This window comes from Akkermansia muciniphila, assembly GCF_002884975.1.
GTDB classification, from domain to species: domain Bacteria; phylum Verrucomicrobiota; class Verrucomicrobiia; order Verrucomicrobiales; family Akkermansiaceae; genus Akkermansia; species Akkermansia muciniphila_C.
This window is the reverse complement of sequence record NZ_PJKB01000002.1, coordinates 239,049-261,202: the sequence shown is the minus strand read 5'-3', so window position 1 is coordinate 261,202 and position 22,154 is coordinate 239,049. Positions and strand designations below refer to the sequence as shown.

Here is a 22,154-nt window from a genome sequence, read left to right as displayed (position 1 = left end):
CGGATTGAAGGCTCCTTTCCGCAGGATGCCCTCCTTCTTTTTTCCGCCATGCGAACATGGCCGGTGAAGTATTTTGTGCTGATGCCCACCCCTTGCACCGCCCCAGCCGGGAAGCCGCCCCCGTTCCGGAGCTAGCGCAAAATCATCAAATCTGCAGCATGGCGCAGCCGGGAATTTTTTCCAGGCACGCCGGGCCCTGCCCCGCAACCTGACTGCCGCAAAATAAGCCGCATGCCTTTTCCCATATAAAAAACACCGGGTTTGCTTACAGGCAGACCCGGTGTTTTTTACGGGAAAGTGAAGGGAGCAAAAAAGAACTCCGCAGCTGCCAGGTCCACGCACAAACCTTGGCAACTGCGGAGCTGCGCTTACACACACTTATTCATCCAACAAAAATCACTCAGCGGGTCTTCCATCAGGAGTGGTGGAAGGCCGTGCCTTCTTCCGCCGTCATCGGGGAAGTGACCGGGTGCTTCTCGAAGAAGGCAAGCATGCGCTTGAAGTCTTCAAGGAACAGGTCTGCAAGGTCCTTGGAGAAGCCCTGGCGGACCATGACGCGCATCACCACCGTATCCTGGCAATTTGCCGGGAGGGTGAAGGCGGGCACCTGCCAGCCGCGGGTTCTCAGTTTGTCCGAGAGGTCGAAGAGGGTATAGTTCGTCTTGGCTCCGTCCTTGATGAAGAAACAGACGGCGGGAATGCCCTTTTCCGGATCGCCCGTGCAAATGAATTCGTACGGCCCCAGCTTGGAAACCTCATCTGAAATGTACTTGGCCACTTCATAGGCCTGGGTATGGATGTTGGTATACCCTTCCTTGCCCAGACGGATGAAGTCATAATACTGGCAGATGATCTGTCCGGCCGGCCGTGAGAAGTTGATGGCGAAGTTGGGGATTTCACCTCCAAGATAGTTGACGTTGAAGATCAACCCTTCAGGCAGGTCGGCAATGTCTCTCCATACCACCCAGCCCACTCCGAGCGGAGCAAGACCGTATTTGTGGCCGGAAGCGCTGATGGATTTGACGCGGGGAATACGGAAGTCAAAGACGATGTCCGGAGCGCAGAACGGGGCCAGGAAGCCGCCGCTGGCGCCGTCCACGTGGATGTCCACACTGATACCGGTCCTGTCTTCGTAATCGTCCAGGGCCTTGGCAATTTCCGCAGGCAGTTCATAAGCGCCCGTATAGGTCACGCCGAAGGTGGGAACCACCACGATGGTGTTTTCATCAATCTGTTCCAGCATGCTGTCCACATCCATCTTCCATTTTCCGGGTGACATGGGGATTTCACGCATTTCAATGTCCCAGTAGCGGCAGAACTTGTGCCAGCAGATCTGGACGGGCCCGCATACCAGGTTGGGCTTGTCAGTGGGTTTTCCGGCAGCCTTCTGGCGGGCTCTCCAGCGCCACAGGGCAGCCATGCCGCCAAGCATGCATGCTTCACTGGAACCGATGGTGGAACAGCCGATGGGCTTTTCATCCTGGCTGGCGTTCCAAAGATTGGCAATGATCGCAGCGCAGCGCATTTCAATGGCGGCTGTCTGGGGATATTCATCCTTGTCGATCATATTTTTGTTAATGCTGAGATTCATCAGCATCCTGACCTGCTTTTCATCCCATGTCTGGCAGAAGGTTGCAAGGTTCTGGCGGGCGTTGCCGTCCAGCATTAATTCATCGGACACCAGCTGGAAGGCGTCTTCTGCGCGCATGGCGTAATCCGGGAACTGGTCCTTGGGCAGGAGGTTGTCTGCTTCCGGAGAGCCGAAAATGGAATTTTCTGCCCGGGCTGTATCGGGTTTTTGATTTGGATCAAACATGACGGTATCTATTGTTTCATCGTTTCCGGGCCAGCCGTGAAAGACCGCCCGCATGAAGGATAGAAGCCTTCACGAACAAAAGTGTTCATATTTCTATTGTCATTCACCCCTGCATAACTTTTCTACAAAAATACAGGAACAAGCTTTATTTTATTATCCACCCATTACTAAAAATCATTAAATTACAAAATTTGTTATATTTCCTGACCTACACTCACAAAAGACCTTATGTATGACACAGGCCATATTTTCACAGATAAGGGAGCCGGACGTTTTCAGGTTCAATGGCCAAGCGGAATTATATGTTAGAACAGCCTTCTGATGCAGCATGACATCCGTTGAGAAAAAACGCCCTTTAGGGACTCTCATAGTTTCCAGACACCAGTGCCGGTGCGCGCAACAGCCCCCACCCGGGCGCCCGGGCAAAAGACGGCTCAGGTCTGGGACCTAACAAAGAACCTTACCGCATACTAATGAAACCAAAATTTGCAGTATCCGCCATCCTTCTCCTGATGACAGCCTCCCTGGCGCAGACGGGAACAGCCCAGCAGGCTGAAGACCTCTATCAGGGCACCGTTGACACGCGCCAGGAGACGCAGGACAGCATTACTTACACCTTGAAGGAGGACCTGAGCTTTTCCGGATTCCGGACGGAAGACACCGTCTTCGCAGGGAGCGTCTTCTTCAACCAACTGGCGGACCACACCCAGCCCGCCAGCGAGTCCGTCATGACATTTACCGGCACGGGAATGTCCATGAGCTTTGACGACTGTTCCTCCATTCACAGCGACCGCTGGGTCAATGACAATGAAGGCGGAGGCGCCATCCGCGGAGAAACGCTCACCTTCACGGACATGGGCGACCTTTCCTTCAACAATTGCAAGTCCATCGTGAATGCGGATACGAATGCCGGGGGCGCCGTGAACGCAAGGGGAGACATCACCTTCTCCCAGATGGGCAACATTTCCTTCACCAACAACATGCTGGGTGACGACAGCCAGCAGGGGCAGGCCCTGGGGGGAGCCCTGTTCACGTGGGGAAAGATCGACTTTGAAAATACCAAGTCCATCCTGTTCAGCGGGAACTCCACCGGACACTCACCCACAAGCGCCCACTCCAACATCGGGGGCGCTATTTACGCTGGAGCGCATGACTCCACCTCTACGGCAACCAAGGCCTACATTCCCGCCGGGGAATACGCGCTGACGTTCCAGAACGTCAACGGCGACATGACCTTTGAAAATAATTCCGCATGGATGGCCGGAGCCATTTACGCTTATGCAGGCGCCGTAGACGGACAGGAAAATACCGGAGGCGGCATGAAGATAGCCGGCGTTACCGGAGACGTGGTTTTCAAGAACAACCGGGCGGACGCCGGGGAACTGACTTCCGAATGGAACGGCAACTTCGGCGCAGTATACAGCGGCCAGGACCTGGACATCTCCAACATCGGAGGGGACCTGCGCTTTGAAGGCAACCAGGCCAGCAACAGCGCCGGGGCATTCGGCGTCAGCGGAAGCCTCAACCTTAATAACGTCGGTTCCATCACCTTCATCAACAACCACGCGGACAATACGTATGCCGTGGGCTGGGTCAGCAAGGACTGGAATGTCACCAATACGGGAGACATCACCATTTCAGGAAACAGCTCGGACAAGCAAATGGGCGGCGTGGCCGTCTTCGGCAATACCACGTTCAGCAATAACGGGAACATCACCGTGAAAGGCAACTCCACCAAGGGGTCCAACGGCGCCCTGCGTTTTTACGGTACGTTCAGCGTCACGGATGCCGGGAACATCTCCCTTTCCGGAAATAGTGCGGACCAGTACAACGGCGCCATTGAGGTGACCGGAAATACCTCGTTCACCCGGACCGGAAACATCTCCATGGACAACAATACGGCGGGCTGGCACTACGGCGTGGGGCAGTTCCACGGGGACCTGTCCTTTGCCAATACGGGAGATATTTCCATTTCCAACAACAAATCCACGGATTACGGATATGGAGCCCTGCTGGTAGACGGAAAAACGTCCTTTGTCAATACCGGGAAGGTCACCATTTCCGGAAACTCGGCCAAATGGGATGTGGGCGCTCTTCAGGGAGCCAACGGCCTGGAATTCATCAATAACCGCGGCGGCGTGCTCATTGAAAACAACTCCGTGGACGGCGTTGCGGGGGCCATGCTCCTCTACTACAAGGATGCCGTCTTTTCCGCTGACCAGGGGGACATCATCGTGAAAGGCAACACGGAAAAACGCGGAGGGGCCAACCCTATTCTGAACTCCCTGGTGTTTGGAACCAACGGAAGCGCTTCCATGGACAGCGTGGTGCTCCGCGCGCAGGAAGGAAGGACGGTCACCTTCTACGACCCCTTCCGGAATGAAGGCGACGGGGCGGAGTACGACAACATCGTCTTTGACTTTAACAAGTCCGAGGGAGTGGACACGACTCCGTATAACGGAACTGCGCCGGAATTCAAGGGCACCATCCGTTTCTCCGGGGCGGAGGCAGACAAGCTGATCACCCAGGCAGCAGGAGAATCGGAAGGCGACTGGCAAAACCGGCTGGCGGAATCCAAGTACTTCAACGTCAGCGGCAAGACCACCTTGCATGACGGCACGTTGATTCTGGAAGACGGAGTGACCTATGGCAACAAGGATCTCACCAAAAACTCCTCCTTCACCGTGAACAAGGGTATTCTGGAAATCACGGGGAACAGCTCCGTGAACAGCAAGGACATCACCATTGAATCCGGAGTTACCCTGAGAACCGGGAGGGGTGCCGCCTTCCGCGGAGATACGATCGACATCAGCAAGGGCGTCATCTTTGACTTCCGCCCCTTCATGGACGATTACAGCTCCGGCCTCAGCATTGAGCAGGCAAACAGCCACACCATGGGCGGCTCCATGGGAGTAGCGGATTCCCTGGAAGACTACGCCCACAAGCGATGGGCGCAAAAACAGCGCTTCCTGGCCATGTCCATAGAGGATGCGGCCATTCCCGGCACCTCCGGTGACTTTGACAATATTTATTCAAGCGCCACCGGGACTGATACCGTCAACTCCCCCTATACCTACGAAGGGTACTGGACCAAGGAATGGGAAGACCAGGACGGTGACGGGATCAACGACCATCTGTATGCCGTCTGGAACCCCACGGACGACATTGAAGAAATTCTTCCGGAACTGGCCGGGGCGGACATCGGCAACTCCATGTGGAGCTCCGCTTCCAACATGAAATCCGTTTCCAACGCTGCTCTGGGACAGGTGGGCATCACCCGCTTCCTGATGGGCCCGAAGAACAACTTCTGGATCAAGGGCATGGGAGACTTCACCTACCATGCCACCCGGGACGGCATTGACGGCTATGACTACAATGGCGGCGGCTATGCCGTGGGCGCAGACCGCAGGTTCACCCCGAACACCATTCTGGGTGCCGCCTTCGGCAACCTGTACGGCACCAACAAGAGCCGGAGCTGGCCCAGCGAAGTGGACCAGACCTCCTACGTTGCCCTGCTGTACGGAGCATGGAGAAAACAGCTTGCTCCCAAGGACATGCTGACCATCAGCGGAACTGCCGGCTTCGGCTGGACGACCAACAAGCTGGACTCCTATTATGACGGGGGCGCCTCCCACGGCAAATGGCAGAACAGAATGGGCTTCGCCACCCTTCAAGCCACATGGGACCACAGCCTGAACAAGGGCTGGACGCTCTCCCCCTTCCTGGGAATCGAGTACACGCAGGTGAACCAGAATTCCTTCACGGAAACGGGATACGACGCTCGGCACTTTGACCGCGGGAATCTGAAGAACCTCAGCCTGCCCGTGGGCGTGGGAGTCAGCAAGGCGCTGCAATTCAGCAACGGCGTGCTGTGGGTTAACAGCCTGTCCGTAAGCTACGTGCCCGACGTGGTGCGCGACAACCCGGAAACCAGGGCAACGCGTCTGCTGAACGACTTCAGCTGGACCGCGAGGGGTTCCCGCCCGGACCGGAACGCCGTACGCGTCAATTACAACAGTACCGTCGTCATTAACCCCAAATGGACGGCCTACGCCGGCTATGAATTCGAAGGCAGGAGCAAGTCAACCTACCACCGGGTCAACGCCGGGGTAAGCTACGCCTTCTAAGTTGCGCAAAAAACGGCACCGGGACGGTTCCGTCCTGCTGCCACGCGCCCCACACCCAGTCAACGGGCTGCATTCCTCCGGGATTGCAGCCCGTTCGATTTTTCACGGAAGGCGCACCAGAAAAAACATGGAAGCCGTGCGCAGGAATCATCTGTCCGGAGCTTCGCTCATATACAGCACGTGGGGATATAAAATAGAATCCGGCGCCACTTTAGGGTGGTTGAATTCCCCGGTTTTCTTCATTGCGGCACGCTTCATCACGGCTTCCGAAGGGAGGTTCACGCAGGCGGTGAAAGAGTACACACGGTCAAAGCCCAGGCGGGCAAAACCGTGTTCCAGGCATGCACAGGCCCCTTCCGTGGCGTAGCCATGGCCCCAGGCTTCCGGGACGAGCCGCCAGCCTATTTCCACACAGGGCGTGAATTCCGCGGCAAAATCCGCCCAGTGGAACCCCAGCAATCCGATCAGGGCACCAGAGGCTTTAAGCTCCACGGCGTACAGGCCATACCCTTTTTCATCCAGTTCCGCACGCATGCGGTCCCACATGGAACGGGATTGTTCCTCCGTCATGACAGCCGGAAAGAAGCGCATCACCCGCGGATTGGCATTCATGGCGGCAAAGAAGGGCCAGTCCCTTTCTTCCCATGCCCTGAATGCCAGGCGTTCCGATTCCGGCAGAAGCATCTTTCCTTCCGCCATGGCGTCAGTTGTACATGGAAAGCTCCGTTTCCAACTCCCGGCAGCGGTTGACGCGGAACTGTTCGTCCAGTTCCAGTATCTGGCTATGGCCCAGGCTGTCCTTAACGGTGAGATTGACCTTGGAGCGGCCCGGGTATCTTTTCAGGATGTCCCGTATCTGCTCCAGATTTTTTCTCGTGTGGCGCAGGGGGCTGACGATGATGTTCAACGGCCCCTGGTCCCCTGCCCTGGATTTGCGCCGTTTACCGCCCAGAGGCTCCACGCCCTGCGCAGCCACGCTTTTGGTAGAGGTGCGGTCATCTTCCCGGATGTTGGCGCGCACGGCAACGAAGACGCCCGGTTCCAGACCTCCTTCCATTTCCAGGGCCTTTTCATAAACGTCCGACCATAGCAGCACTTCAATGCTGCCGGTAAAGTCTTCCAGCGTCAGGACGGCGAATTTTCTTCCGGCCTTGCTGATCTTGGGGATGACGGAGCGCACCATTCCCGCGATCTGGTGCTTCTGCTTGAGTTCATGTGATTCAAGCGTGTCAATAAGGCCTATGCGGGTGTATTTTTCCGCATCAATGACGCCACGCATGGAGTCCAGGGGATGGCCGCAAAAGTAGGCGCCCAGCAAGTCCTTTTCATCCACCATGCGCTGGTCCTTGGGCCATTCCGGAACGGCCGGTTCATCCTTCACCCTGGGGGCTTCAAAAGTCATGTCAAACAGGGCGCCCTGCCCTAGAGCCTTATCCTTGTGCACCTGAGAAGCGCCGCTCAGGGCCAGGTCCACGCGCTCAAACAGGGCGCAACGCGGTTCCAGCGTCCAGTCCAGCGCTCCGGCACGAATCAGGGATTCCAAGATTTTCTTGTTGACGGATTTGGAATCCAGCCTGTTGCAGATGTCCTCCATGCTGGAGAATTCCCCATTCCGCTTCCGCTCTTCCAGAAGAATCTGCATGGCGCCTTCCCCCACGTTCTTGATGGCCGCCAGGCCGTAGCGCACGGCCAGCTTGCCGGAAGGCGTTTTCTCAGGCGTGAATTTAAGCATGGACTTGTTCACGTTGGGAGGGAGGATTTCAATGCCCATGCGGTTGGCCTCCTGAATGAACACGCCGATTTTGTCATTGTTCGCTTCATTGGACATCAAGCCGCAGAGGAATTCCACGGGGAAGTGGGCCTTGAGGTAGGCCGTCCAGTAGGAGATATGGCCGTAGCAGGCTGAGTGGGATTTGTTGAAGCCGTATCCGGCGAATTTCTCAATCTTGTCAAAGATGGCCGTAGCCGTCTTCTCGTCAATCTGGTTGGTTTTCCAGCACCCTTCCACAAAGTGGGCCTTTTCCTTGGCCATTTTTGCAGGGTCCTTCTTACCCATGGCGCGGCGCAGCAAGTCAGCGCCGCCGAGCGTATAGCCCGCCAGCAGCTTGGCCGCCGCCTGCACCTGTTCCTGGTAGATCATTACGCCGTAGGTTTCTCCGCTGACCTGTTCCAGCAAGGGGTGTTCATACACCACCTGTCGCAGCCCTTTCTTGACTTCAATCATTTCATCCATGAACTGCATGGCGCCCGGACGGTACAAGGCCAGCAAGTCAATGATGTCTTCAATCTTCTGGATGCCGTAACGCCGACAGGTGTCCACCATGCCGCCGGATTCCAGCTGAAACACGCCCATCGTATCCCCCCTGTTCAGCAGGTCCAGCGTTTCCTTGTCATCCAGGGGGACGGAGTCCAGCTTGAATTCCGGCACGCGCCAGCGGGCGTATTCCTCCGCATCATGCATGACGGTCAAGGTTTTCAGGCCCAGAAAGTCCATCTTCAAGAGGCCCACTTCATAAATGGCGCTCATATCGCACTGGGCGACAACGGCGGCATGCGGGTCGGAAAGGTCGTCACGGGTGAGGGCCACATGCTCATCCAGGGGCCGGTCACCAATCACAACGCCCGCAGCGTGCACGCCCACGTTGCGGATAAGCCCTTCCAGGCGCGTCGCATAGCCCCAGAGTTCCGCATACGTTTCATCGGACGCGATCAGCTCCCGCAGCTCTTCATTGCTCTTGTAGCTGGACTGAAGGGTCACCTTGGGGCCGGTTTCAATCAGCTTGGAGATGCGGTCTCCGTCCGCATAGGACATGTCCATCACACGGGCCACGTCCCTGAGCACGGATTTGGCGCCCATGGTGCCGTACGTGATGATGTGGGACACGGCTCGTTCCCCATATTTCTGCCGCACGTAGTCAATCACTTCCGGACGGCGGGTCTGGCAAAAGTCAATGTCGATATCGGGAGGGCTGACGCGCTCCGGGTTCAGGAAACGTTCAAAGATCAGGCCGAACCGCAGGGGGTCGATGTTCGTGATCTTCATGGAATACGCCACCAGGGAGCCGGCGGCGGAACCGCGCCCGGGACCCACGGGAATGTCATGGTCCTTCGCCCAGTTGATGAAGTCCGCCGTAATCAGGAAGTAGGAGGGGAATTTCAACTGGTTGATGATTCCCAGCTCATAATCCAGACGGTCGCGAAGCTCCTTGTCCGTAGCCACGCGTTCCTTGCCGTACCGTTCCTCCAGACCTTCATAACATACCTTGCGCAGGTATTCCTCACGCGTGGAGCCGTCCGGAGTGCCGAATTCCGGGTATTTTTCCGTACTGGCGGAGTCCAGCTTGATAGTGACGTTGCACCGTTCCGCGATTTTCAGCGTGTTTTCCACGGCGTCCGGGTAGTCACGGAACACTTCCCGCATTTCCTCGGGAGATTTCAGGTAGACTTCCGTGGAGTAGCGCATGCGCTTGGGAGAAGCCAGTTTTTCGTTGGTCCCTACGCAGATCAGCACATCGTGCATGTCGTGATCTTCCTTCCGGAGAAAGTGCACGTCATTGGTGGCCACAATGGGGGTGTTGGTCTTGCGGGCGATGCTCACCAGCCCGGGCAGGCATTTTCTTTCTTCCTCCAGGCCGTGGTCCTGAAGCTCCACAAAGATGTTATCATCCCCGAAGATGTCCTTCAGCGCCAGCAGGGCTTCCTCCGCCTTTTCAAACTGGTCGTTGAGCAGCCATTCATTCAGCGGTCCGGCGACGCACGCCGTGCAGCAGATGAGGCCTTCATGGAATTCCCGCAGGGTGTCCATATCCACGCGTGGCTTGTAGTAAAAACCTTCCAGATGGGAGCGGGACACCAGCTTGACAAGATTCTGCCAGCCGGTTTCATTTTCCGCCAGAAGAAGCAGGTGCGTGTATTTGCGCCGTCCGGGAAGCTGCTTTTTCACGCTTATGGGCGTGGGGGAAAGGTATACCTCACAGCCGAAGATGGGCTTCACCGGCTGTTTCTGGGGTCCTTCCGGATGCTCTTTGTTCCAAGCGGCTACGGACTTGTTAAGGTTGTTCGCCTCCATCACGAGCTCAATGGCTCCAAAGAGGTTGCCGTGGTCCGTAACAGCGACGGCGGGCATGCCCATGCGGGAACATTCCGCAATGAGGTCCTTGATGTGGACAGCGCCGTCCAGCAGAGAGTATTCCGTGTGGTTGTGAAGGTGTACGAAGGAACCGGGCATGGATGAAACCTGTGTGCGTTGAATAAGTCGGATCAGGAGTTAACGGGGCATTCCGCCTTCATGGCTTCCACGCATTCCCGGATGAGGTCCGGGCCGCGGTAGAGAAAACCCGTGTAAAGCTGGACGAGGCTGGCCCCTGCCTTGATCTTGGCAACAGCGTCCGCGCCGCTCATGATGCCGCCTATGCCGATAATAGGAATGTGCCCCTTCAGCTCGGAAGCAAAGGCCGCGATGACTTCCGTGGACCGCTCCGTCAGCGGCGCTCCAGACAGGCCTCCCGCTTCTTCATGGCGCGGACTGGCTTCCACTCCGGCACGGGAAAGCGTGGTGTTCGTAGCTATGAGGCCGTCCAGCCCTTCATCCAAGAAGACGCGGCTGAGTTCCGTTATCTGTTCCTCCGTCATATCCGGGGCCACTTTCATGAAAATGGGCACGTTACGTCCGGTTTCCGCGGCAAGGTTGGATTGCTCGGCTTTCAGGGAAGCCAGCAGGCGCGCGGCGGGTTCTGCGGCCTGGAGCTCGCGCAAGCCGGGCGTATTGGGAGAAGAGAAGTTGATGGCGATGTAATCCGCCACGGGCCATGCCGCACGCAGGCAGGTCAGGTAGTCCTGGGCCGCATCTTCATTGGGCGTTACCTTGTTTTTCCCGATGTTGACGCCAAGGACGCCATGAAAACGGGTAGCGGAACGGATGTTCTCTACTCCGGCGGCAATGCCGTCATTGTTGAAGCCCATCCGGTTGATGATGGCCCTTTGGGGAATCAGGCGAAACAGCCGGGGCTTGTCATTGCCCGGCTGAGGACGCGGCGTCAGCGTACCCACCTCCACAAAGCCGAAGCCAACCTGTCCGAATGCGTTCACCGTGTCCGCCTCCTTGTCCATCCCGGCGGCAAGGCCTATCCGGTTGGGGAATTTCATCCCCAGGATTTCCACGGGATCGGAAGGAATATTACCCATCAGAAGAGGCAGTACGCGCATCTTTTCTGCCAGGCGCAGCCCCCACAAGGTCACATTGTGGGCGGTCTCCGGATTCATTTGGAACAATACACTTTTGGCGGCGGAATATAAGGCGGGTGACACGATGCGGAGAGTATACTACACCTTCCATTAGGGTCAAGAATGGGAAGCGTCTTGCCGGGATGATTTTATCCGGTACAATTCCCTTCCATGAACAGGAAGGAACGCCTCTCGCCCTGCCGCCTGTACGGCATTGTGGATATGGGATACACTGCTGAAAACCAAATGCTTTCCGTTACGGAAAAATTGCTGGCTGGCGGTTTGGGCATCCTCCAGCTCCGGGCGAAAAACTGTGCTCCGGAACGTATTGAACAGCTGGGGAGCCAGCTTGCCCCCCTGTGCCGCAAACACGGCTGCCTTTTCATCATCAACGACTATCCTGAAATAGCCCTGAGCACCGGAGCGGACGGCGTTCATCTGGGACAGGACGACGGTCCCCTGGCGCCTGTCCGGGCCATGCTGGGACCGGACTGCATCATCGGGCGTTCCACGCACAGCCCGGAACAGGCTCTGGAAGCGTTCCGGGAGCAGGCGGACTACATCGGATTCGGCCCCTTGTTCCCCACCGGCACCAAACCGGGGAGACCGGCCATCGGACTGAAAGACATTGCAAACGTGCGGCGGCAGCTTTCGGAAGAGTTCCCGGTCTTCTGCATTGGCGGCATCAACGGGGACACCCTTCCCAACGTTCTGAAAGCAGGCGCGGCACGGGTCGTTATCGTCTCTTGGCTGCTCACGCACCCGGACATCACGGGGGCAGTAACGGCGCTAAGAAGGACGCTGGGAGAAATATAGGAAAAACACCGTGCCTTACAGGCACGCCGTTCCATTTTCACCGCTTCCCCTGCTCTTCCTCTCCTTCCGGAGAAAGGGCGGGACGTGAAATCAGCAGAACCGCCGTATTCACGATCATTTGCAGAACGCGGTCCTGATCCTTCATCCACGGCTCCTTGTCATGAAGTTCCAGCCGGGTGACGTACTTCCCCAGCGTGGCGTGGAAAATGGAACTCATGATGTGGATGTGCCAGGAGATGGAGAGCTCGTCATCCCACGGGCAGAACTGGCGCACCCTCTGCGTCATTTCCCGGATGAGCGGAGCATAGAATTCATCGTAAATCTTTCTCCCCAGATATTCCGGTTCCTGAGGCAGCCGCCACAGCAGCCGGGCATGGTCCGGGCCACCCAGGTTTTTATCCAGAAGCAGCCGGAAAGCCGGTTCAATGAATGCACGGGCGTACGCACGCAGGGACGGATGAAGGTCCGCCTCCTTCAGCATCTTCATGCGCTCCTCCATCAGGGGTTCCGCATACTGCCTGAACACGGCAAGGTACAACCCTTCCTTATTTTCAAAGTAGTAAACAATGGAGGCCAGGTTCACCCCCGCTTCAGAAGCAATGGCCCTCATGGTCACTCCGTCAAATCCTCTGAGAGCAAAAAGTTTCTGCGCCGCGCGAAGAATCTTGCCGCTGGTTTCAGCAGAACGGTCGGACTGGGATTTGCGGGTGGAAGACATCGTTCCAGAACATTAAAGGTATTGCAGACTAGCGGGAGGACCGGCTTGAACCGATAGCCTTTACCAGTTGCTCCATGTCCTGGGAAGACTGGATGGCCTTGCCGTCCTTGTCCACCAGAATCATCGTGGGAATGCCGCGGGGAGCCACTTTCCTGGCCAGCTCCGTCAAATCCTTCTTCAGCAGGATGGGCCACGGCATATTGTTGGCGGCGGCCCATTTTTGGGCGGCTTCCAGGTTCTGGTCCAGATTGCACATGATTACTTCCACATCCGGATTGTCTTTCACCGCCTTGTTGTAAGCTTCCACGCTGTGGGGGGCATTCCGGCAGCAGGGGCCGCACCAGCTCGCGCTGAAATACAGGATAAAATGCCGGGGATTCAATTTGCCGTCCTTCTTCCTGAGCTTGCCGTTGTCCAGCATGTAGGTCTTCCCCTTCATTTCCTCAGCCACGGGCCCGGACGGCACGGAGGACCATTCCGAGAGAGGCTTCCCTATCACCTCCTTGTGTTCCTCCAGCCATGCCCGGTCTTCCTCTGAAAGCTTTTCCAACGGTATCGTGATGGGCTTTTTGGCCGTGGTCACCAGTTTGACCGTCTTCATATTGATGGCGATGGGGCGCGCCTCCACCGTGGTTCCCGTGCCTTTATTCGTCCAGGTACGGAGGGAAGGGTCCTCCGCCGCATCAGGAGAACCGGCAAAACAGAAGGAGGCTCCCAGCAAGAACGCAGACGCCAGCAGAATACGCAAAGGGGGAAAATTCATGTACACAACGCTGATATACTCTTTCCTATCTCCCATGTCGAGAAGCCGATTCCAGAATTTGACGGGCCTGGGCATGCCCCGGATCACGGCGCAGGGCTTCTGCTGCCGCTGCCGCTGCGTCACGGTAACGGCCGTTGCGGTAAAGCATCACGGCCAGCGTGAACGGAATGTCCGCATTTTCCTTGTCCAGGGAGGAACAATTCTCCAGGTCCTGGAGCGCTTGCTCCAGCCGTCCCACCTTTTCATTAAGCAGGGCGCGGTTAAACAGGGCGCGGATGAAAGAGGGCTCTATTTTCAGGGCCGCATTAAAGGATTCCAGAGCTCCCGGCTCATCATTATTCTCAATCTGCCCCAGCCCCAGCAGGTACCACAGGTTGGCATCCTTCGGAGCCAGGCGGACGGCCTCCTTCATCTGCTCCACCGCTTCCGGGCTGCGCCCCTGGGAGGCCAGGAAAACGGCGTAATCCCGGTGCACTACGGAGGACGTGGCATCCCATTTCAGAGCCTTGGCAAACCATTGTTCCGCGGCCTTCGCATCCTTGCGGCTGATGGCTATCTGGGCCAGCTTCATCGCTCCGGAAGGCTGGTCCGCCTGATGAAGCGCGGCGGCGGTCAGCTCCTTCATGGCCGGGCTATCCGGCGGCAGGGAATCCCGGAGGGCCCATTCCGCTTGCAGGCGGACAACCTTGAACGGGTCATTAAGTAATTTGCCCGCGGCGGGATTGCCCGCACGGCCCATTACCTTGGCGGCAGCGGCGCGCGTCAGGGCATCCGGATCCTTGACCGCCGCAGCGGCCAGTTCCTGGACAGCCGGTTCATGCGCCCAGGCATCCATCAAATCCAGCAGAGTGGCGCGCCAGGCGCCCACTTCCTCCCGCTTGAAGCACTCCATCAGCAGCGGCAGCACATCCTCCCGCCCTTCATAGGCGCGCTGCACGGCCCTGGTACGGTCCCTGTACTGCGCCATCTTGGGATTGGACCCATAATATTTTTCCACCGCTTCCGCGGCCCATTCATTGCTCTTTTCCCTGTGGCACATGGTGCAGGCATTGGGAATGCCCAGCTCCACGCTCAGGAGAGGATCAGGAGAATTGAAGGAGTGGTCCCGGCGTGGGTCGCGGGCCATGTACAGGCTTTCCGGCATGTGGCATTCCACACAGCGGGCGCCCATGCTGGACTGGGGGCACGGCGTATGTTTGGATATGTCAATAATAGGGGCTTTCACCCCGTTCACAGCCTCCCCAGTCCCATGGCACCTCAGACAGAGCGTATTATCCTCCTGCGGAAGCTTCAGCGTTCCCGTATGCGGATCATGGCAGTCCAGGCAGGTGACGCCCGCCTTACCCATGCGGCTCAGGCGCAGGCCCGTTTCACAATAATCCTCATCCCTCTGCATGCCGTTGGGCCAGAAGACGCCGGGCTGCACAGGAAGCACGAGCTGGAAATGATTGTCAAAACGGTCACCTATGGCAAAATCGTGATCGAATTCATCCCGCCGGGCATGGCAGGATGCGCAGTTGTCGTGAATTTGCTCCGGCGTCAGCTTGTTTTTGGTGGAAATCATGCATCCCGTTCCCGCCTCCGGCTTGTCCAGCAGGGGACCATGGCACTGGATGCAGGTCACTCCGGGTTCCGTCCATGTGGAAGCGTAACGGTCCTTGACCGGATCATAGTTCTTATGGAACAGGGACATGTGGCACCATGCGCACTGCGTGTTCCAGTTCATGCCGCGGCCCGTCCAGTGCCCCCAGTCTCCGGGCTGCCGGGCATCCTTGCCGAAAATGTCAAACCACTCCTTGCGGTTTACATCCCACGCAGCGCTCAGGGTATGGTAGCCTCCGTCCTTTGCGGGCACCAGGTACTGCACCAGCGGAATCCTTCCCGTAGCCCATTCCGCTCGCCAGGCAGTATTGGACTGCCCGTCATGCACCATGCGGCCTTGGGCATCCGTGGAAAATTGGAGAATGCTTCCGTGGGCGTCCAGCTTCATGTTATGGAACGCCTCAGACTCCCACTGGTCCCCAAGCTTGCGGAACGCCCAGGCGTGGTCCGAACCGGCCCACTGCCGAAATTCCTTTTCATGGCAGGCGCCGCACTGCATGGAGATGGGAACTTCATTCTGGTCCCAGTGCTCACTGCCGCCGGAGAAAACGGCCGGCTGGGCTTCCGCGCCGGAGCGCCGGTCCATCCATGCCTTCATCACCGTACCCAGCCCAATCAGCGCACCAAGAACAATAAGGAGAACCACCCATTTTTTCATGGAGGATTTGTTCACGGAAACATCAGTGGACTCGGGCTTGGACATGGCGGAAATATTCTGCCATATCCTACGCGCTCCACCAAGGAACTTTTACACAAAGCGGTTCAGATCCGGAGGTTTTCCTCCGGACTCCCGCAGCTTAATCCTCCTCTTCCAAAGCTTCCTCACGCATCAGGGGAGTAATCCGGGTCACGATGCAGCGTTCCACGCCGCCGTTCTCCGTCCGGGTCACCCTGAATTCCAGGCCCCGGTAACCCACGGTGTCCCCCTCATCCGCCGGAGCTTCCAGCAGATTGAGAATCAAGCCTCCCACGGTGTCGATCTCCTCGCTCTGCAAATCCATGTCCATGGCTTCGCCCAGCTCCTCAATACGGGCCAGACCGGACACGTCGCAGGAGAAGCCTACCGCATCCCGGGGCAAATCCGTCAATACTCTGATGCGGCCGCGGTCCCACTCCATCACCTCGGAAAACACGTCCGTCAGGGTCAGCAGGCCGGACGTTCCGCCGTGCTCGTCCAGAATGATGGCAAGGCGCACGTTGTCCTTCCTCATGATCTCCACCACATTGTCAAATTTAACCGTCTTGGGCACCTTGGGAATGGCGTGGATGTATTCAGGCGTCAGGGCCTTCCCGCGGAACATGATGCGGAACAGGTCGCGGGCATGCACCATGCCGACCACGTGGTCCAAATCACCGCGGTAAACGGGATAGCGGGTGCGGCGGGTGCGGCGGACGATTTCCCGTATCTTCTCATGCCCCGCCCCTTCCGGAATGGCGTCTATCCGGACGCGGGGAGTCATGACCTGGTGAACGTACAGGTCCTCCAGGTCAAACAGGCCATCCATGATGCGTCCGGATTCCTGCGGCAGGGCGCCGTTTTCATGGCTCTCCTCAATGATGTACTGCAGTTCTTCCGCAGAATGGTAGTGAGACTTGGACTCATTCCTGTCCACGCCCAGCAGCCCCAGGAAAAAGTTGCCCAGGGTGTTCATGCCCACCACCAGCGGATACAGGCAGAGCTGGACCACGTACATGGGCATCGTGATGATGAGGCAAAGCTTCGTGGCATACTGGAGGGAAAGCGCCTTGGGCACCATTTCCCCGAGCACGATGTGCAGGTACGTCAGCACCGCCACGGACAGGACACTGGCCGCGCCGTGCGCCACGAGCCAGGAGGCCCACCCATACTGGGCGAGCCATTCGTGAAGCCATCCGGCCACGGCATGCTCCCCGTACATGCCCAGCCCCAGGCTGGCGAACGTAATGCCAAGCTGAGCCGTGGCAATGTAGCGGTCCTGCAACCGGGGCGTTTTCAAGATATGGGAGACGCGGCGCGCCACCATATTACCGGACGCCCCCATTTGCTCCAGCGCCGCGCGGGGCGCGCCAAGCAGCGCAAATTCCGCGGCCACGAACAGGCCGTTCAGCACAATCAGCAGCAGAATAATAAAAACCGTCATCATGAGTCCACCCCGCTTTCCATGGCAGGTTCATTCTCCTTTTTTTCCGGAGGCAACAGAAGAATGGAGGAGACGCGGTTGTGGTCCATCTTCTCCACCACCAGCACGCGCCCGGCAATAATCAGGCGGTCCCCTTCCTTGGGAATGCAGGACATGTGCTTGATCACGGAGCCCCCCACAGTAGCGGCGCCGTTCATCAGGAAGGGCACCAGGCACTCCGCCTTATGGGCGCGCATCATGCCGGGAATGCGCACGGTACCGTCCGGCAGGGTTTCCACTTTTTCCCCGGAGCGGATGAATTCCTCATCTATGTCCCCCACCATTTCACCCAGCAGGCGTTCCAGCGTCACCAGCCCCACAAACTTGCCGTATTCATCCAGCACAAAAGCTTCCTTGGCCTTGTCTTCCCGGAGCCGGGACACCAGCATTTCCACCGTCTGCATCTCCATCACGCACGGCACCTCCCGCAGCATGGAGCGCAGGGGGGGCAGAACACCCTTTTCCGCATACGCGGCCACCATGTCCTTGATGTGCAGCATGCCGATGACGGCCTCCCGATTTCCTTCATACACCGGAATATGGGTATGGGGCCTGTCCGCAATCATGTTCAGAATATCCTCCTCCGTAGCGTTCACATCCAGGCAAACCAGCCGGAAGCGGGGAATCATGATCTGCTCCACCGTGCGTTCCGCAAAGGAAAGCGCGCTGTGCAACCGCTCATGCTCATCCTCCTCCAGCAAGCCCCCCTGATGGCTCTCATCCAGCAGCATGTTGATCTCCTGCTGGGTGTGAATGTGCTGGTGGCCTCCCGGAGGCAGGCGGAACAGTTTGAGAAGCAGCAGGCCGCTTCCGTTCAGGAAGTCAATGAACCACGCGAAGAAGGTCAACGTCCAGCGCATGGGGTAATACGTGTACAGGGCCGCTTGCCGCGGAAACTGCAGCGCCAGGGATTTGGGCATCAGTTCACCCAAAATCACCTGCAATACCGTCAGCCCGACCAGCACAACGATGGCAGCTACGGAATTGGCCATCACGGAATCCATGCCGCCAAACCGTTCAAACAGAGGGAGCAGGTAAGCGGACAGTTCCACCTGCCCATAGGCGCCCAGAATCAGGCTGGAGATGGTAATGCCGAACTGGCAGGCCGCAATGTAGCGGTCCAGCTCCCTGGTATTCTCCAGAATTTTGAGCAAATGCGCGGCCACCTTGCTGCCGCCCTCCGCCATTTCCCGAATCATGTTGCGGCGCACGCTCACGGCGGCGAATTCTGCGGCAACGTAAAAGGCGTTGATCAGAATCAGGAAAAGAATAACGAAAATGATAAAAAGAATCATGTATGAAGGGGGTGTCCGTAGAACGCAACGGGCATCCGCATCATAGGAACCAAGAAAATCCTGTCAAGAACGGGAAACAAAAAATCCTGCCATCCGGAAAACCGCATTTTTCCATGCGGCCCTTCCACCGTTGCTTCCCCTTCCTTCCTCATGCTATGGTGAGGCCATGCCCGCTATCCGCGTCCTACTGCTCCCCCTGATTTTTTTGAACCTTTGCATGGCCTCCGTGCCGGAAGATGCGCCGCCTTTCAGCGACCAGTCCATGGACCGGCTGACGTCCCTGCTCGGCATTCCGTCCTCCTCCGGAGCGGAAGTCCCTTTCCAGCAATTCTGGCTGAAGCACATAGCGCCCCTGGCGGACAGTTCCGGCACGGACGCGCATCAAAATGCCTGGGCAACATTCCGCAGCCCGGACCCGGACGCCCCGGAACTGTTGATAGACGCCCACGCGGATGAAGTGGGCGTGGTCATTGCAGACATCACACCCAACGGTTTCCTGAAGGTGAAGCCCATCGGGTTCCCGGATTTCCAGTCCATGCTTTCCTGCCCCTACCGCTTTGACGGGGCGCATGGTCCCGTCACCGCCTTTGCGGGCGCAGTGCCCGGCTGGTGGTTGAACCGCACCCCGCTCCCGGCAGGGACGGAATACGTCCTGTTTGACGTGGGAGCGTCCAGTGCGGAGGAGGCCCGGAACATGGGCCTGAGCACAGGCCAGCGCGGCGTTCCCGCCACCAGGCCGGAATTGCTGCACGGTTCGCGCCTGATGGCCCACGGCCTGGACTGCCGCCTGAATTCCTTCATGCTGACGGAACTGGCCTTTTTCCTGTCCCAACATCAAAAGGACCTGAAATACCACGTGACGCTGCTTTCCTCCTCCCAGGAGGAAATAGGCCTCATCGGCGCCACGGCGTATTGTGAAAAGAACCGCCCAAAGCTGGCCATTGTCATTGACTGTACGCTGGATACCGTCCAGCTCGATGACCTTCCGTCCCGTGAAGAAAACGGAAGGCTGACCCGCCAGGCCATGGGAAAAGGCCCCGTCCTCTTCACCCATGACAAGATCTTTTACCAGCCCATCACCGCGCAACTCCTCCAACTGGCGGAAGAGCACGGTATTCCGTTGCAGAAGGACGCTACCTTCCCTCCCGGCATGGCCAATTTTGTCCCCGTCAAGCTTTACGGCGGCCAGGCAGCCTTTCTGGGACCGCCCATCCGCTACATGCACTCCCCGCGGGAACTGGCGGACCTGAAGGATGTGAAAGCCACGCTGGACCTGCTGGGCCGTTTTCTGTGTACTCCGCCCTCCCCGGAAGTGAAAGCTGCATCCGCGCAGGAGAAGAAACAGCCGTCACCACCGGAACCCGTGACCGCAAGGTAAAAGCTCCCGTCCAAATTCAAACAGCCCCGTTCCCGGAACAACCGGGAACGGGGCTGGAAGTTTAATGGATCAACGAGAAACCGTTATTCCGTGATGCCGGCGGCTTCCGCTTCAGCTGCCTTGGCGTCGCGCAGAGCGGCGCGGACGGACATCTTCACGCGGCCCTTGTCGTCAATGCCGATGCACTTGGCGGTCACCACGTCTCCCACGCTCACGACGTCTTCCGTCTTGGCGGTGCGGCCTTCGGCCAGTTCGGAGATGTGAATCAGGCCGTCCTTGCCGGGAAGCACTTCCATGAACGCGCCGAAGGTAGTCGTGGAAACGATCTTGCCGGTGTACAGTTCACCGATTTCAATGGTCTTGAACATGCGGGTAACGAGCTCCAGCGCACGGTCCAGGCCTTCCTGCTTGGCGGCGTAGATGTGCACGGTGCCGTCTTCCTCAATGTTGATGTCGGCGCCGGATTCAGCCTGGATGGCCTTGATGTTCTTGCCGCCGGGGCCAATCAGCTCGCCAATGCGGTCGGCGGGAATCTTGGTCGTCTCAATGCGGGGAGCATTCGGGCTCATCTGGGCCGGAGCCGCAATGGCGTCATTCATGACCTTCAGCACGTCCGTGCGGCCAGTCTTGGCCACCTGGATGGCTTCTTCCAGAATGGAGAGGGGAATGCCGGGCAGCTTGAGGTCCAGCTGGTAGCCCGTCACGCCTTCAGACGTGCCGCAAAGCTTGAAGTCCATGTCACCGTAGAAGTCTTCGGAACCGATGATGTCCAGAAGGGTCTTGTACGTAGTGATTTCATGCTGGTCATTCTGTTCCGTCACCAGGCCCACGGAAATACCCGCCACGGGGCGCTTGAGGGGCACGCCGGCCGCCAGCAGGGACATCGTGCCCGCACAGACGGAAGCCATGGAGGTGGAACCGTTGGATTCCATGATTTCAGAAGAAATGCGGATGGCGTACGGGAATTCCTGTTCGTCCGGCACTACGGGAGCGATGGAACGTTCCGCCAGGGCGCCATGGCCGATTTCACGACGGTTCTGACCGCCGAAACGGCCGGTGTCACCTACGGAGAAGGGAGGGAAGTTGTAGTGCAGAATGAAGCGCTTTTCATTCACGCTGCCCGTGTAATTGTCCATGTACTGGCGTTCCTCCATCGGAGCGAGCGTCGCCAAGCAGAGGGACATCGTTTCACCGCGGGCAAACATCGCGGAACCGTGCACCACGGAAGGCAGCACGTTGATTTCCGCGGTCAGGGGGCGCAGTTCCTTGAGGGCGCGGCCGTCGGCACGCTTGTCCTTGTCCATGATGGAAATACGGAAGGCCTTCTTCTGAATGTATTCAAAGACCTGCTCCACGTCAAAATCGGTAGCTTCCGGATGGCGTTCCTTAATGGCGGCTTCCACTTCGTCGCGCAGGGCGCCCACCTTCTTCTGGCGTTCAACCTTGGAGGCGGCATAGATGGCGTCTTCAATGCGGTCACCGGCGATTTCATAGCCGATTTCCAGCAGTTCCGGCTTGGCGAGGCAGAGTTCGTAGGAACGCTTTTCCTTGCCGCAGACAGCGCGGAGCTCTTCCTGCTTTTCGCAAAGGACCTTCACGTTTTCCTGAGCCAGGCGCAGAGCGGCGATGAAGTCTTCTTCCGGCAGTTCGTTGGCGGAACCTTCAATCATGATCACCTGGTCCTTCGTCCCGGCAAACACCAGGTCAAGCTGGCTGTTTTCACGCTGGGAGTTGGTCGGGTTGATGATGAACTGGCCGTCAACACGGCCCACGCGGACGGCGCCCACGGGTTCGGCAAAGGGGAGGTCGGAAACAACGCAGGCGGCGGAAGCGCCGTTGATGCTCAGGATGTCCGGCTCATTTTCACCATCGGCGGAAAGCAGAAGGGTGATCACCTGCGTGTCATAGAAGTAACCCTTGGGGAACATCGGGCGCAGGGGGCGGTCCGTCATGCGGCACGTCAGGATTTCCTTTTCCGTGGGACGGCCTTCACGCTTGAAGTAGCCGCCGGGGAACATGCCCGCGGCAGCAGCCTTTTCCTTATATTCCACAGACAGGGGGAAGAAGGTCTGGCCTTCCTTGACTTTGGTGGCGCTCACCACGGTCACGAGAACCACGGTGTCGCCGCTGCGGACGACAACCGCGCCGTCAGCAAGACGGGCCATTTTTCCGGTTTCAATCGTGATGGGATTCGTACCAACGTTGCATTCAACTGAATGTATGCTCATTATATTTCTTGTCTTTCAGTCACCCGCAG

General features: G+C 58.0%; 13 protein-coding genes. 3 read left to right on the top strand and 10 right to left on the bottom strand.

Translation table 11 applies throughout. The annotated features are described in order from the left end of the window. Positions 1-415 precede the first annotated feature (415 nt). Entirely contained in the window at positions 416-1,816 is a 1,401-nt protein-coding gene (locus tag CXU21_RS07170) for a glutamate decarboxylase (protein WP_102712235.1), read from the bottom strand. A 473-nt stretch (positions 1,817-2,289) separates the two neighbouring features. Here CXU21_RS07170 and CXU21_RS07165 point away from each other — a divergent pair, with 473 nt between their 5' ends. Beyond that, positions 2,290-5,943 (top strand): autotransporter domain-containing protein, encoded by a 3,654-nt coding sequence (locus tag CXU21_RS07165; RefSeq protein ID WP_102725585.1) that lies wholly within the window; start codon positions 2,290-2,292, stop codon positions 5,941-5,943. Positions 5,944-6,090: 147 nt separating this feature from the next. Here CXU21_RS07165 and CXU21_RS07160 read toward each other — a convergent pair whose 3' ends face one another. From CXU21_RS07160 to CXU21_RS07150, 3 genes are read right to left on the bottom strand one after another with little or no spacing between them, the layout of a single operon-like run. Next, on the bottom strand, positions 6,091-6,642 hold the full coding sequence (locus tag CXU21_RS07160) for a GNAT family N-acetyltransferase (protein ID WP_102725584.1): 552 nt from the start codon (positions 6,640-6,642) through the stop codon (positions 6,091-6,093). Between the two features lie 4 nt (positions 6,643-6,646). Next, positions 6,647-10,171 carry a DNA polymerase III subunit alpha gene (dnaE, locus tag CXU21_RS07155; protein WP_102725583.1) on the bottom strand — a complete coding sequence of 1,175 codons (3,525 nt, stop codon included), beginning with the start codon at positions 10,169-10,171 and terminating at the stop codon, positions 6,647-6,649. 32 nt (positions 10,172-10,203) lie between these two features. Further along, entirely contained in the window at positions 10,204-11,250 is a 1,047-nt protein-coding gene (locus CXU21_RS07150; RefSeq protein ID WP_102725582.1) for a quinone-dependent dihydroorotate dehydrogenase, read from the bottom strand. Between the two features lie 87 nt (positions 11,251-11,337). On the opposite strand from CXU21_RS07150, the gene thiE reads away from it, so the two are divergent. Next, a complete protein-coding gene (gene thiE / locus CXU21_RS07145; RefSeq protein WP_102725581.1) occupies positions 11,338-11,982 on the top strand; it encodes a thiamine phosphate synthase in 645 nt (214 codons plus the stop codon). 37 nt (positions 11,983-12,019) lie between these two features. On the opposite strand, the gene CXU21_RS07140 is transcribed toward thiE, so the two are convergent. From CXU21_RS07140 to CXU21_RS07120, 5 genes are all read right to left on the bottom strand, one after another. After that, positions 12,020-12,700, bottom strand: a complete 681-nt coding sequence (locus CXU21_RS07140) for a TetR/AcrR family transcriptional regulator (RefSeq protein ID WP_102725580.1) — start codon at positions 12,698-12,700, stop codon at positions 12,020-12,022. A gap of 28 nt (positions 12,701-12,728) precedes the next feature. After that, a complete protein-coding gene (locus tag CXU21_RS07135; RefSeq protein WP_180972705.1) occupies positions 12,729-13,463 on the bottom strand; it encodes a thioredoxin-like domain-containing protein in 735 nt (244 codons plus the stop codon). A gap of 25 nt (positions 13,464-13,488) precedes the next feature. Next, on the bottom strand, positions 13,489-15,768 hold the full coding sequence (locus CXU21_RS07130) for a tetratricopeptide repeat protein (protein WP_102725578.1): 2,280 nt from the start codon (positions 15,766-15,768) through the stop codon (positions 13,489-13,491). Positions 15,769-15,862: 94 nt separating this feature from the next. After that, a complete protein-coding gene (locus CXU21_RS07125; protein WP_102711835.1) occupies positions 15,863-17,188 on the bottom strand; it encodes a hemolysin family protein in 1,326 nt (441 codons plus the stop codon). Further along, positions 17,185-18,519: a hemolysin family protein gene (locus CXU21_RS07120; RefSeq protein ID WP_102725577.1), complete on the bottom strand. Its 1,335-nt coding sequence runs from the start codon at positions 18,517-18,519 to the stop codon at positions 17,185-17,187. Before CXU21_RS07120 ends, CXU21_RS07125 begins: the two co-directional genes overlap by 4 nt. A 166-nt stretch (positions 18,520-18,685) precedes the next feature. Here CXU21_RS07120 and CXU21_RS07115 point away from each other — a divergent pair, with 166 nt between their 5' ends. Continuing rightward, positions 18,686-19,897, top strand: a complete 1,212-nt coding sequence (locus tag CXU21_RS07115) for a M42 family metallopeptidase (RefSeq protein WP_146017006.1) — start codon at positions 18,686-18,688, stop codon at positions 19,895-19,897. An 83-nt stretch (positions 19,898-19,980) separates the two neighbouring features. On the opposite strand, the gene CXU21_RS07110 is transcribed toward CXU21_RS07115, so the two are convergent. Further along, a complete protein-coding gene (locus tag CXU21_RS07110; RefSeq protein ID WP_102711841.1) occupies positions 19,981-22,125 on the bottom strand; it encodes a polyribonucleotide nucleotidyltransferase in 2,145 nt (714 codons plus the stop codon). Positions 22,126-22,154 lie beyond the last annotated feature (29 nt).

Coding starts and splice junctions, on each gene's coding strand:
- CXU21_RS07170 (WP_102712235.1), bottom strand. CDS start 1,816: ATGTTTGATCCAAATCAAAAACCCGATACAGCCCGGGCAGAAAATTCC.
- CXU21_RS07165 (WP_102725585.1), top strand. CDS start 2,290: ATGAAACCAAAATTTGCAGTATCCGCCATCCTTCTCCTGATGACAGCC.
- CXU21_RS07160 (WP_102725584.1), bottom strand. CDS start 6,642: ATGGCGGAAGGAAAGATGCTTCTGCCGGAATCGGAACGCCTGGCATTC.
- dnaE (WP_102725583.1), bottom strand. CDS start 10,171: ATGCCCGGTTCCTTCGTACACCTTCACAACCACACGGAATACTCTCTG.
- thiE (WP_102725581.1), top strand. CDS start 11,338: ATGAACAGGAAGGAACGCCTCTCGCCCTGCCGCCTGTACGGCATTGTG.
- CXU21_RS07140 (WP_102725580.1), bottom strand. CDS start 12,700: ATGTCTTCCACCCGCAAATCCCAGTCCGACCGTTCTGCTGAAACCAGC.
- CXU21_RS07135 (WP_180972705.1), bottom strand. CDS start 13,463: ATGAATTTTCCCCCTTTGCGTATTCTGCTGGCGTCTGCGTTCTTGCTG.
- CXU21_RS07130 (WP_102725578.1), bottom strand. CDS start 15,768: ATGTCCAAGCCCGAGTCCACTGATGTTTCCGTGAACAAATCCTCCATG.
- CXU21_RS07125 (WP_102711835.1), bottom strand. CDS start 17,188: ATGATGACGGTTTTTATTATTCTGCTGCTGATTGTGCTGAACGGCCTG.
- CXU21_RS07120 (WP_102725577.1), bottom strand. CDS start 18,519: ATGATTCTTTTTATCATTTTCGTTATTCTTTTCCTGATTCTGATCAAC.
- CXU21_RS07115 (WP_146017006.1), top strand. CDS start 18,686: ATGCCCGCTATCCGCGTCCTACTGCTCCCCCTGATTTTTTTGAACCTT.
- CXU21_RS07110 (WP_102711841.1), bottom strand. CDS start 22,125: ATGAGCATACATTCAGTTGAATGCAACGTTGGTACGAATCCCATCACG.